Annotated in this window: 16 protein-coding genes; 12 read left to right on the top strand and 4 right to left on the bottom strand. The window is 51.5% G+C overall.

Annotated features, from left to right (window positions below; all coding sequences use genetic code 11):
• Positions 1-26: 26 nt before the first annotated feature.
• The 3 genes from aroQ (at position 27) to efp (ending at position 2,275) form a co-directional block, all read left to right on the top strand.
• A complete protein-coding gene (gene aroQ, locus IEV46_RS05425) occupies positions 27-470 on the top strand; it encodes a type II 3-dehydroquinate dehydratase (RefSeq protein ID WP_188430716.1) in 444 nt (147 codons plus the stop codon).
• Positions 471-601: 131 nt separating this feature from the next.
• Positions 602-1,693 (top strand): M24 family metallopeptidase, encoded by a 1,092-nt coding sequence (locus tag IEV46_RS05420; RefSeq protein WP_188431151.1) that lies wholly within the window; start codon positions 602-604, stop codon positions 1,691-1,693.
• A gap of 24 nt (positions 1,694-1,717) precedes the next feature.
• Entirely contained in the window at positions 1,718-2,275 is a 558-nt protein-coding gene (gene efp, locus IEV46_RS05415) for an elongation factor P (RefSeq protein ID WP_188430714.1), read from the top strand.
• Between the two features lie 39 nt (positions 2,276-2,314).
• Here the strand turns inward: efp and IEV46_RS05410 are convergent, their stop codons facing one another.
• The 4 genes from IEV46_RS05410 to IEV46_RS05395 all read right to left on the bottom strand — a co-directional run bounded on the left by IEV46_RS05410 (position 2,315) and on the right by IEV46_RS05395 (position 5,742).
• Complete coding sequence (locus IEV46_RS05410; RefSeq protein ID WP_188430712.1) at positions 2,315-2,770, bottom strand: DUF441 domain-containing protein; 456 nt, start codon at positions 2,768-2,770, stop codon at positions 2,315-2,317.
• Between the two features lie 69 nt (positions 2,771-2,839).
• Positions 2,840-3,544: a 2-phosphosulfolactate phosphatase gene (locus IEV46_RS05405; protein WP_188430711.1), complete on the bottom strand. Its 705-nt coding sequence runs from the start codon at positions 3,542-3,544 to the stop codon at positions 2,840-2,842.
• The gene (gene comA, locus IEV46_RS05400) at positions 3,541-4,359 is read right to left on the bottom strand and encodes a phosphosulfolactate synthase (RefSeq protein WP_188430709.1); all 819 of its coding nucleotides are present in this window, start codon (positions 4,357-4,359) and stop codon (positions 3,541-3,543) included. Before comA ends, IEV46_RS05405 begins: the two co-directional genes overlap by 4 nt.
• Before the next feature lie 87 nt (positions 4,360-4,446).
• Complete coding sequence (locus IEV46_RS05395) at positions 4,447-5,742, bottom strand: MFS transporter (RefSeq protein WP_188430707.1); 1,296 nt, start codon at positions 5,740-5,742, stop codon at positions 4,447-4,449.
• Between the two features lie 111 nt (positions 5,743-5,853).
• Here IEV46_RS05395 and IEV46_RS05390 point away from each other — a divergent pair, with 111 nt between their 5' ends.
• The 9 genes from IEV46_RS05390 to IEV46_RS05350 all read left to right on the top strand — a co-directional run bounded on the left by IEV46_RS05390 (position 5,854) and on the right by IEV46_RS05350 (position 11,649).
• Positions 5,854-6,294, top strand: coding sequence for a CD1247 N-terminal domain-containing protein (locus IEV46_RS05390; protein ID WP_188430705.1), 441 nt, complete (start codon positions 5,854-5,856; stop codon positions 6,292-6,294).
• 150 nt (positions 6,295-6,444) lie between these two features.
• Positions 6,445-7,407: a stage III sporulation protein AA gene (gene spoIIIAA / locus IEV46_RS05385; RefSeq protein ID WP_188430703.1), complete on the top strand. Its 963-nt coding sequence runs from the start codon at positions 6,445-6,447 to the stop codon at positions 7,405-7,407.
• Positions 7,401-7,919 carry a stage III sporulation protein SpoIIIAB gene (spoIIIAB, locus tag IEV46_RS05380; RefSeq protein WP_188430701.1) on the top strand — a complete coding sequence of 173 codons (519 nt, stop codon included), beginning with the start codon at positions 7,401-7,403 and terminating at the stop codon, positions 7,917-7,919. The genes spoIIIAA and spoIIIAB overlap by 7 nt, the downstream gene beginning before the upstream one ends.
• An 18-nt stretch (positions 7,920-7,937) precedes the next feature.
• Positions 7,938-8,141 carry a stage III sporulation protein AC gene (spoIIIAC, locus tag IEV46_RS05375; protein ID WP_009708351.1) on the top strand — a complete coding sequence of 68 codons (204 nt, stop codon included), beginning with the start codon at positions 7,938-7,940 and terminating at the stop codon, positions 8,139-8,141.
• A gap of 14 nt (positions 8,142-8,155) precedes the next feature.
• Positions 8,156-8,545, top strand: coding sequence for a stage III sporulation protein AD (gene spoIIIAD, locus IEV46_RS05370; RefSeq protein ID WP_188430699.1), 390 nt, complete (start codon positions 8,156-8,158; stop codon positions 8,543-8,545).
• Between the two features lie 11 nt (positions 8,546-8,556).
• Positions 8,557-9,744 (top strand): stage III sporulation protein AE, encoded by a 1,188-nt coding sequence (gene spoIIIAE / locus IEV46_RS05365; RefSeq protein WP_229735915.1) that lies wholly within the window; start codon positions 8,557-8,559, stop codon positions 9,742-9,744.
• 8 nt (positions 9,745-9,752) lie between these two features.
• The gene (gene spoIIIAF, locus IEV46_RS05360) at positions 9,753-10,421 is read left to right on the top strand and encodes a stage III sporulation protein AF (protein ID WP_188430695.1); all 669 of its coding nucleotides are present in this window, start codon (positions 9,753-9,755) and stop codon (positions 10,419-10,421) included.
• 6 nt (positions 10,422-10,427) lie between these two features.
• Positions 10,428-11,057 carry a stage III sporulation protein AG gene (gene spoIIIAG, locus IEV46_RS05355; protein WP_188430693.1) on the top strand — a complete coding sequence of 210 codons (630 nt, stop codon included), beginning with the start codon at positions 10,428-10,430 and terminating at the stop codon, positions 11,055-11,057.
• A 19-nt stretch (positions 11,058-11,076) separates the two neighbouring features.
• A complete protein-coding gene (locus IEV46_RS05350) occupies positions 11,077-11,649 on the top strand; it encodes a SpoIIIAH-like family protein (protein ID WP_229735945.1) in 573 nt (190 codons plus the stop codon).
• Positions 11,650-11,717: the final 68 nt, after the last annotated feature.

Genomic DNA, 11,717 nt, shown 5'->3' with positions numbered 1-11,717 from the left:
GATCGAAGAGCGGAAGGGGGGATCTCATGCCCAAAGTGCTGGTGTTGCACGGACCCAACCTGAATCGGTTGGGGAAAAGGGAACCGGACATTTACGGGGGCGGGACTCTGGCAGAGCTGAATGAGCGATTGCGTACCAAAGGCGGGGAACTGGGGTTGGAGGTGGAAACCTTTCAATCCAACCACGAGGGGGATCTGATCGATCAGATCCACGGGGCGGAAGAAAGAGTGGATGTGCTGGTGATTAACCCCGGTGCATTTACTCACTACAGTTATGCGATCCGGGATGCCCTCGCCTCTGTATCCGTTCCTGCGATCGAAGTACATATTTCCAATGTGAACGCGAGAGAACCCTTCCGGGAGCTTTCCGTTACCGCCCCCGTTACACGGGGACAGATCATCGGATTCGGTTTCCACAGTTACGAGTTGGCCTTGATCGCCGCGGTCACGCTGGTCAGGGGAAGGGCCTGAAAGAGTTGTGATTGATGCATTCTTGAAGGGTCGGAATTGATTTCATATTCCTGCGCCAAAGTCCTGACGGTCCAAAGACGCTCCATGTGAAATTCAATCCTCCCTGTGAACGGCTTTGTCACAACGCTTTTATGCAGAAAGGAGAGAGAAATGTGGAAAGACGGTTGCTACGGCTGCGTCGCTTGATGGAAGAGCGTGATATCGAGGCCTTGTTGATCTCCCATCCCATCAACCGCCGATATTTAACCGGATTCACCGGTTCCTCCGGTTGGGTTGTGGTAACCCGAAGGGAACAAATTTTGATTACCGATTTTCGGTACAGGGGCCAAGTGAAAGACCAGGCACCTAACTTCGAATTTGTGGAACATGCGGGGAATCCTTTTATCGATATAAAAAAAATCATGATTCGATGCGGGATCGACTCCATCGCCTTTGAGGAAAATCATCTCACCTTCAGTCAATACAGGAAGCTTACAGAGTCGTTGGAGGGACTTAAAACGGTACCTTCTTCCGATTTGGTGGAAAGACTGAGGTTGATCAAGGATGAGGAAGAAGTTCAAAGGATCCGGGATGCGGTAGCCATTTCTGACGGGGCCTTTGAAAAGATTCTGGAAGAGATTCGACCTGGAATGACGGAGCGGGACATTTCCCTTCGCTTGGAATTTCTCATGCGGGAGGCAGGTGCGGAATCCTCTTCCTTTGACATGATTATCGCCTCCGGTCCCCGCTCCGCTCTCCCCCACGGGGTTGCCAGTGACCGTGTGTTGGCAACCGGGGATCTGGTCACAATGGATTTTGGTGCTTATTATCAAGGGTATTGCTCTGATATGACACGAACTGTCATGATTGGAAGTCCCTCGGATCAACAACGGGAGATTTACGGGATCGTCCTCGAAGCACAGAAGCGGGCAATTCAAGCGATCAAAGCCGGAATCAGCGGCAGGGAAGTGGACGCGAAGGCGAGAGATTATATTCGGGACCGCGGGTATGGGGAAGCATTCGGGCACAGCACCGGTCATGGGTTGGGGATGGAACTTCACGAGGGTCCCACCTTATCATACAAGAATGAACGGGAGCTGGAACCGGGGATGATCGTCACTGTGGAACCGGGAATCTACCTGCCGGATGTAGGTGGTGTCCGGATCGAAGATAATGTATTAGTTACGGACGAAGGGCATGAAGTGTTGACAAGAAGTCCCAAGGAATTGATCCAGATCGACTGATGACAGCAGAGGAGGAAGAGATCGATGATTTCCACCAGTGAATTCCGTACCGGGCTTACGATTGAATTGGACGGGGATGTATGGCAAGTGATGGATTTTCAGCATGTCAAACCGGGTAAAGGGGCGGCTTTTGTTCGTTCCAAACTGCGAAATCTCCGCAACGGAAATATCCAGGAGCGCACCTTCCGCGCCGGTGAAAAAATGGCCCAGGCTCATGTGGAGAGCCGGCAGATGCAATTTCTTTACGAGAGCGGCGGCGAATACACTTTTATGGACAATGAGACCTATGATCAGGTCACTCTCCCGGCGGATCGGCTGGAGCGGGAAGTCAAGTTTCTCAAGGAGAACATGAATGTCAACCTGGTCATCTATAACGGGGAGACTCTGGGGGTGGATCTTCCCAACACAGTGGAATTGGAAGTGGTGGAGACCGACCCGGGGATCCGGGGTGACACCGCCACCGGTGGATCCAAACCAGCCAAACTGGAGACCGGTTTGGTGGTGCAAGTGCCCCTTTTTATCAACGAGGGGGATCGACTGATTGTCGACACGAGAAAAGGAGAATATGTTTCCCGGGCCTGACCTCAAAAAACTGCCGTCATAATGCCGGCAGTTTTTTTGTCAGGACCAGATCCATTGGACGATTTTCATCAGAAAGGCGGTGATTCCCGCAGCCATCAGCGGGCCTACAGGGATTCCTCGCAAAAAGAGGATGCCGAATATCGATCCGATCACCAATCCGATGATCATCTGGGGATCCATTTTTAAAAGATCCAATCCTTTTCCGTTCATATAAGTGGCTATGGCTCCTCCGGCGATGGCTAAGATTCCGGGTACGGAGGTGAACACTCCAAGAACCTCTTTGAGGGAGATGCGGCCGGAGGCAAAGGGGACCAAAACAGCGATGGTCAGGAACAGCAGCCCGATTTCCAATCCCCTGCGCTCAACGGCGGGAAAAAAACGTTCCAGATGAGTTAATTTTAAGATGAGCAACAAGCTGGCAGCAGTCGCTATAATCGGCGACCGGCCGATAAGTCCGATGACAATCAATAACACTAACAAGAGATCTGGATTCATACGCATCCCCTGTCCAACTTGGTTAATACAGGTTATGTGAGGACAAGGGGGGTTATGAACTTTCATCTGTCATCGGATGATTCGGCCCTGTTTCCAGCGAGGGACGATGTCATATCGATCTGTTTGCAGACAGTCCAGGAGATCCCGATGGTGTCCCTGGGCGCCTAAACGTCGACCTGCCTGACTCATGGATAGAATTTCGGTAAGACGCTCCTGACAGGAAAGATACCCCAAACGAAGGGTATGGGCCAGATCACTCAATTCGACTGACGGATTCACTTCCAGGAGATGGTGGAGGATGCAACCTGCTGCCATCCCGTCTTCCATGGAAAAGCTCCCCCGGGTTCCTGCACAAAGAAAGACGACGTCCCGGTGCAGATCCCGGATGGTTTTTGCACATGTGGAGGCATTCAAAAAACAGCCCACCCGGATTTCCGATGCCCGGTTCGCTTTCAGAAGTGCACGGGTTCCATTAGTAGTGGTCATGACAATTCCCTTGTTTTTAACTCTGTTTGCGGAGTAATCCGCTGGTGAATTTCCAAGGTCAAATCCTTCCAAACTTTTACCGAATCGCTCTCCACCGGTTAACATTCCGGCTGTGGCAAGCTCCCGGGCTTTGGAAACGGTTTCGGCGGGAATGATGAACAGAGCGCCATTGGCCAGAGCGGTCACCATACAGCTGGAAGCACGAAAGGCGTCAATCATTACGACGGTTCGGTTGACTAATTGATCAGCGTGGAGATCATCCACGTGGGGGATGATCGACGCGATCATAAGGGGGCTTCCTCCCGGTGAGAACCAAAGGTGTAAAAGGTATCGGAACGTAGCCCCCGTCGCAGGGATTCCACAGACAAGACTTCTTGGGCGGGGACATTGCCCAGATTGGTGTCAGCACCGAGGAGTTTCAAGAGGGTGATCTGTTGCGCGGCTTGGGGGCATTCCCACCAAATCCGTGAGCGATCCACTTGTTGCTCCACGTTCAGTACGTAATCGGTGTCCACATCCCCTTTTTCATTGAACATCCCGATGTCCCTTCCGGACTCCCTGCCTTCCACAATGATATATTCCGCTCCGTTCTCCCGGTCTCGGTGGAAGGTTTCCACCAATTCGGCCACCGGAGTGATGGAACCTTTCTGTTTTTTTCCGATTTCCGTGATCACCCGGAAAGAAGAGTCCCTGGCCGCTGTGATCGACTCTGTGCGTTGTCCGGGAGACAGTGGAATGGTACCGTCGGAGATCTCCAACCATTGAAATCCGATCCGGGAGAGGGTTTCAAAATAATGGTTCATCCCATCCTGAATATAAGCCACCTCAAAGAAGGTGCCTCCGGGGTACAGATGTACGCCAAATGATTCGGACAAACGAAGTTTCTCTTTCAGCAGATGGGCCGGGGTGAGGATGGTGGTGCCAAAACCCAGTTTGATGAAATCGATGTAGTCGGCCGCCAATTCCAGAAGATCCCGGAAAGCGGAGATGCCCATTCCTTTGTCGATCACCATCGTTAATCCGCCGGAGCGGGGTTTCTTCTTCCTGCTGAGGGAAGGGTCTTGGAGTCGGTGTTCCCAGATCGGTTTTGCTACTGGCTCCATATGGTTCCTCCTCTTCCTGAGTCATATGCTCCCTATGCTATGCAAGTGAGGAGGTACAGGTGCCCGTTTTTTATGTGGGTCCTGAGTCTATGTGGGTCTGAGTCGTTTGCGTCCCAAATAGAGTCTGCTGTGGCCATGGGGGCTGCGAAGCCGTTCCGGTTTTCGGATGGCCCAGATGACCAAGATTCCTGTGACCAAAGCCAAACCTGCATTTCCCAGATACAACAGAAGTTTAGCTTTGGCTAAAGCACCGAATACCGGTGGACCTAGAGCGACGCCAAGGAAACGGACACTTCCGTAGAGAGAGGTGATAATCCCCCGTTCTTTGGAGCCCACCGCCGAAGTGATCAAGGTGTTTAAACAGGGGAGAATCAATCCGCTGCCGATTCCGATTCCCACCAGATCAGCGATTAAAAAATATGTGTTGGACAAAAAGGGAACCAGAGCCATCCCGATGGCGACAATAAACAGACCGGTTACAATAAACCGTTTCATGGTTTGGATCTTTTGTTTGACATGATTTCCGGCCCACAGGGAGACGGAGCTCATCGCCAACAACGGAATAGCCAGAACCAATCCTTTCACCACCCCGTCAATTCCGTAGCGCTTCTCAAGAAAATCGGAGAGGAAAAACAAAACCCCAAACAGGATGAACAATGTCAATGCTCCAGCCAGAAATGTTACCAATAACCACCTCCCGTCCTTATTCCATGTTTTTACAATGTTTTCTCTGTATTTGGAGAGGGGTTGAGGGTTGCGGTTCTGTTTCGGTTCCTGGATGAAAAACCACAGGGAAAGGGCGATGGGAACAGTCAGGATTGGAAATGTGAAGAAAAGCGCATACCAGGTGATCAAGGCGATCAGGGATCCCAGAATGGGACTGATCACTTTGCCGAACCCGTTTGCCGCTTCGATTACGCCCAGGGCACTACTTCGTTCTTCTTTTTTATATAAATCGCTCACCAAGGCCATGGCGATCGGTGCTGTCCCCGCCGCCCCAATGCCTTGAATGATCCGTCCCGTGAGCATCAGCCAATAAACCCCTTCCCCCCAGATGGCGGCGAAACCAGTGAGCAATCCCCCTGCCCCGTAGAGGAGGAGGGAGGGGGCGATCACCCTTTTCCGCCCGTAACGATCTGAAAGAATACCACTTAAGGGTATGATGATTCCTGCCGGAATGGAAAACAGGGTAATCAACAGACTGACCTGCAACGGGCTGATTTTCAGATCGGATTGGATGGTGGGCAGAACTGGAATTAACATGGAATTCCCAAGAACCATAATCACGGGCACCGCGCTTAGAATGGCGAGAACGAGTACTTTGCTTTGCTTCTCTTGATGGATTTTTCCGGACGCCGCCACACTGATCACCTCACGACTCATTTCCCTTGGTATAGATTGGCCCAAATCGTCGGGAACTATTTTGATGAATGTCGGAGTAGAAAAATGGTGAATGATAATAGATGCAATCCAACCTGAAGGGATGAGATGTCATTGGAATACCAATCTCATGTTCCATCCAACCGCCTGCGGAGGGATTTGGCCTTCATCAGAGGGTTGATGGAAGGACAGGGAAACGCGGAAGAGACTCCCGAGGGAAAAGTCCTGGGGCGGTTGGTTCATGTTTTGGATGAACTGGCAGAGGAGAATGAAAAGCTGACCGTACGCCTTACTGAACTGGAGGAGTACGTGGAGGCGGTGGACGAAGACCTGAATGAACTGGAACTGATTATTTATGATGGTGAGGAGTTTGACGACGAAGACATCGGTTTTTGGGATGTAAAATGCACTAATTGCGGTGAACCTGTGTTGGTGGACGAGGAAATTTTTGAGTCCGCTGAAGAGGCGGATCTCTTATGTCCCCAGTGTAATACGGTTCTTCGTGTCAATGACGAAGGAAATATCCTGGAAGAATCGGTGCTGATCGAGCAGTGATTGAATTGAATCGATTTTTTGGCCCCATGGGGCCTTTTTTATTTTCAGTCTGATAGATTGACACACTTCTTTTTTGCATGGCGGGGGGAATAATGATTGTCCTCTTGCCATATGGATTAGGTAAATCCAGTGTGGACAGGAGGTCGGAGGATGCTTGCTCCCGTATTGGAAGTGCTCCCTCTGTCCATTCGCGGGTTGGTAGAATCCCTTCCGTCTCGGGTGTATGAATCTCTGGAAGAGATTCGGGTACGTCAGGAGAGTCCGTTGGAGGTGGCGACCCCTTTTCAATCCATGTTCCTCAGCCCCTCAGGTCGGATGGTGACACGGGAGAGGGAAGGGTATCGGCCCAACAGAGAAGATTGTCAGAAGATGCTGAACCTGATCAGCCGCCATTCGCTATATGCCCTGGAAGAGGAGCTGCGAAGGGGATATGTCACAATCCGGGGAGGTCACCGGGTCGGTTTGTCAGGCCGGGTGGTGGTGGAGACCGGAAAAGTGAAACATATCCGCGACGTTACCGGATTCAATCTGCGTGTGGCCCGTCAGGTGAAGGGAGCTGCACGGAGGTTGCTTCCCTGGATCCTTCCGGGGGGACAGCTGGAAAATATGTTGATCGTCTCCCCGCCCCAATGCGGCAAGACGACTCTGCTCCGGGATCTGACCCGGATTGTCAGCTCGGGGGAAACGATCCCGTCCAGGAAAGTCGGGGTGGTGGATGAACGATCGGAAATTGCCGGATGTGTGGAAGGGGTTCCCCAACATGACGTAGGTCCCCGAACCGATGTACTGGATGGATGCCCCAAGGCAGAGGGGATGATGATGTTGATCCGATCCATGTCTCCCGAACTCCTGGTGGTGGACGAGATCGGCCGCCAGGAAGACGGAGAGGCAGTCTTCGAGGCAGTACACGCCGGTGTTTCTCTTTTCACTACTGCCCACGGAGGTTCGATGGAGGAAGTTTGCCGGCGACCTGGTATCGCTCAACTGGTTCGGGAAGGTGTCTTTGCCCGCTATATTCTATTGAGCCGAAAACAGGGACCCGGGACGATTGAAGCGATCTACGACAGGGGACTGAGCCCGGTGAAGGAATCTGGGGTGGAGACGGGATGTTGAAAATGGTCGGGGCGTGTATGATCCTCCTGTCCACCACAGCCTTCGGATTTCGGAAGGCCCGAGCCTATGCGGAACGACCCCGGCAAATCCGGCAGATGCGGGGAGCACTCTCCCTCATACGGACGGAAATCTCTTTTGGTTCCAGGCGGTTGGACCAGATTTGTGAACAGATCGGTCACCGGGAAAAGGAGCCGGTCCGAAGCTTGTATACCCGTTGTGCTCAGTATCTCAGAGAGATGGATGGTGTTTCCACCTTCGAATGTTGGAAACGGGCAGTAGAGGAAACTTGGCCAGCCACTGAATTGAAACAGCCGGAGAAGGAAGTGATCATCGATTTTGGAAAGACCTTGGGGATCTCTGACCGGGAGGACCAACTCGCCCATCTGGCCCGGACACAGACCCATCTGGAAGTGGAGGAAGGCCGGGCAAGGGAGGAACAGGAGCGTTACGAGAAGATGTGCAAAAGCCTGGGGATCCTGGGGGGAGCACTGATCGTGATCCTGATTTACTGAAGGCGGGGGGAGAAACCGATGCCTTATAATGTCGATGCCATCTTTCAGATCGCAGGCATAGGTATTATCGTGGCCATGTTGCACACGGTTTTGAAACAGATGGGAAAAGAGGAATACGCCCACTGGGTCACGTTGATCGGTTTTATCGTCGTGTTGTTCATGGTGGTGGTATTGGTGGAAGATTTGTTTCAAACCATCAAAAACGTGTTTCTATTTTCATAGCAGGGGGCGATCACTTGGAAATGGTCCAGGTGGTGGGCCTGGGACTGATCGCCACCTTTTTGATTCTGGTCATCAAAGAACAGAAACCGGTGTTTGCTTTCCTGTTGGCCACTTTTACCGGTGTGGTGATCTTCCTCAGCCTGGTCGACAAAATTGCTGATGTACTCGGGATTCTGACCCAACTGGCCGAAAAGGCACGGGTGAACTCCATGTTTTTGGAAACTGTTTTAAAAATCATCGGAATCGCATATATCGCGGAGTTTGGGGCGCAAGTGACACGAGATGCGGGTCAGGGGTCCATCGCCTCCAAAATTGAATTGGCTGGAAAAATTCTAATCATGGTGATGGCCATTCCAATTATCACGATGATGATCGAAACTGTAGTGCAAATACTTCCTTCATGAGGATGGTTTCCATGGGTGTTTGGCTCCGTGTGCTCGCTCCGGTGATCCTCCTCCTCGTCACACTTCCCTCTCCCGTTGCGACAGCGGCGGAAGGGGAAGGTTTGGAGGAAAGGGTGGTTCGGACTCAGCTGGACCAACTTCATACGGAGGAGTTGGAATCTTTCTGGGAGGAATTGAGGAGGGAATACGGACGTTTTTTCCCCGGAGATCAGCCCCGGGACCTCTTTGATCTGGCAGGCTCTTCCGGAAAGGGGGCCACAGATTGGAAGTCGTATCTGGTTGCTTTCGGCAGATATCTGTTTCATGAAGTGCTCTATAACGGCAAGTTGTTGGGGACGATTATTGTACTGACGGTGTTCAGCATGATTTTGCGAACATTGCAGACTGCTTTTGAACGGAATCAAGTAAGCAAGATCGCCTATGCCATCGCCTTTATGGTGATTATCATCTTGGCGGTGGACAGCTTCTCCGTGGCGGTTGAATCCGCCCGGACCGCGATTTCTCGCATGATCCATTTGATGATGGCTTTGGTTCCCCTGGTGTTGACATTGTTGGCTTCCATGGGAAGCCTGGGTTCAGTCGGAATGTTTCATCCGATGATCGTCCTGATGATCCACCTCATCGGAACCCTGATCCACGCCGTCGTATTTCCCCTTCTTTTTTTCTCGGCCATACTCGGCATCGTCAGCTGCCTGTCCGACAAATACAAGGTGAACCAGTTGGCGGGGCTGCTGAGAAAAGTGAGTGTGGGGATTCTGGGAAGCTTGTTGACAGTCTTTTTGGGAATCATCTCGGTTCAGGGCGCCACGGCGGCGGTGGCGGACGGTGTGACAGTCCGGACAGCCAAATATGTCACCGGTAACTTTGTCCCGGTGGTGGGCCGTTTGTTTTCCGATGCTGCAGATACCGTGGTGGGAGCTTCTCTGTTGGTGAAAAATGCGATCGGTTTGGTGGGTGTGATCCTCCTCCTTCTGATGATCGCGTTTCCGGCCCTGAAAATCCTTTCCCTGGCTTTGGTGTACAGCTTTTCCGCAGCTGTCATGCAACCTCTTGGAAACAGCCCGATCATCGAATGTCTCAGTATCATATCCAAGACTTTGATCTATATTTTTGCTGCCTTGGCCACTGTGGGGATGATGTTTTTCCTTGCCATCACCATTATTGTGGCTGCCGGCAACATCTCGGTGATGATCCGGTAGGTGATACCATGATCGAACTGTTGAGCGGGTGGCTGAAACAAATCGTGATCCTGGTTTTGATCGCCGCTTTTATGGACCTTCTCTTACCCAATAATTCCATGGAAAGGTATATAAAATTAGTTATGGGATTATTGATTATTCTCGCCATACTTTCACCGGTCTTCCAATGGATCCGTCAAGATTTGGACCTGAACCAACTTGCTTTTGACACGGCACAGATGAAGGAGGAGGGACTCCCTTCTCTGTCCGGGATTCAACAGGAAAGCAAACGGCTGACACAGACGCAGGACCGACTGGTGCGGGAGGAGGCGCAGCGTCGTCTGGAGCAAATGATCACAAAAGAGGTGGAAGAGCGTTTCCGTGTGAAAGTGGATCAAACCCAGGTTCAAACCGAGGAAAGGGAAAAAAGGGTCGGAATCGCCCAAGTGTCGCTCGCAGTGCGTCCGGCTGAAAAGAAAGAGAATGGAGAGTTCCCTGACATCCAAGCGGTGGAGGAAGTGAAACCGGTGATCATTGAGGGAGGCGGGGACCTGGAGAGAGGGGGACGACCAAGGAAAGGTCCATCCTCCACACAAAGTGTGTGGGGGGAGAAAATCACCCGATTTCTGGCGAAAACACTTGGACTCCAGTCCGAACAGGTGGATGTGGAAGTTCTTCAGGGGAATCAGGGGGGGTGATTGTCCATGTTGAAACAGCTCCTGGATCGGGTGGAGAAATCCCTTGGAGACGGGGGAGACGGCAGTAAACGGGTGAATGCCTTTCGTTGGTTGATCATTGTCGGGTGTTTCGGGGTGGCTCTCATGATCCTCTCTTCTTTTTTCTCGGTTCATGAAGAGGTGGGTTTGCCTGAAACCCAAAACCAGGTAAAAAAGGAGGAATCGGCAGTTTGGAACAAAAAGGATGAAAATATGACGATCAAAGATTACGAATCGCTTTATGAAGCACGTCTGACTGAGGTATTGAGCAAAATTGTAGGTGTCGATGATGTGGAGGTGATGGTCAACTTGGATTCCTCGGAAGAGACTGTGGTTGAGAAAGATATCCGCAGGTCCAATCAAGTGACTGATGAACAGGACCAAAAGGGGGGGACCCGGAAGAGCAACCAGGAAAATTCAGATGAAAAGGTGGTGTTGCAGAGAAAAGGGGACGGGGAACAACCGATTGTGCTCAAAAAGTTGAAGCCCCAAGTGAGGGGAGTGCTGGTGGTAGCCAAAGGAGCAGAAAACCTGAAGGTCAAAGCGGCCATGATCGAAGCGATCCAGCGAGTGCTGGACGTTCCGATGCACCGAATATCCGTGATGCCCAAAGGATGAGGAGGGATACAGAGTGAACATGAACAAACAGACGGTCTGGTTGGTGACCATGTTAACGTTGATGGTGGTGTTGTCCGCATATTATATCGTGACAGGTCCGGTGGAGCCCGCAACGGATCAGACAGTGTCGGAGGATTCGGGGGATGTTCAGGTGAAGACGGGTGAGAAAGATGACGGAGGCGAGTTGAAAGAGGAAAAGGGGAAGAAAGCCAAGGATCAGACGGCTTCAGCCGAAACCGACAGTGATTATTTCGTGGGATATCAGCTTCAAAGAAGTTCTCTTCGCTCCAAAATGACGGAAGAATATATGAAAGTGCTGACAGATCCCGAGGCATCCAAGGAAGCGTTGAAAGAGGCCCAAAGCAAGATCGACGAACTGATGAAAGTGGACAAATCAGAATCGGTCATGGAAGATTTGATCCGTGAAGAGGGATTCCGTGATGCGGTGGTGATCACCAACGATGATCATTTTGTCGATGTGATCGTTCAAAGTGATAAACTGAGCAAAAAACAGGTGGTTAAACTGATCGGGATGGTGAAAAAACAGTTGGGAGTTCCAGCCACACAAGTTTCCATTGCACATCGGGGCTGAAGGAAAACCCTCCGAGGGAGGGTTCTTTTCTTGCAATCGGAAAGGAGGGAAGGATGACAAGATTGATT

It is taken from the genome of Kroppenstedtia guangzhouensis, from assembly GCF_014637345.1.
In the GTDB taxonomy this organism is placed as follows: domain Bacteria; phylum Bacillota; class Bacilli; order Thermoactinomycetales; family DSM-45169; genus Kroppenstedtia; species Kroppenstedtia guangzhouensis.
The sequence above is the reverse complement of the archived record's forward strand: the minus strand, read 5'-3'. Positions and strand labels throughout refer to the sequence as shown.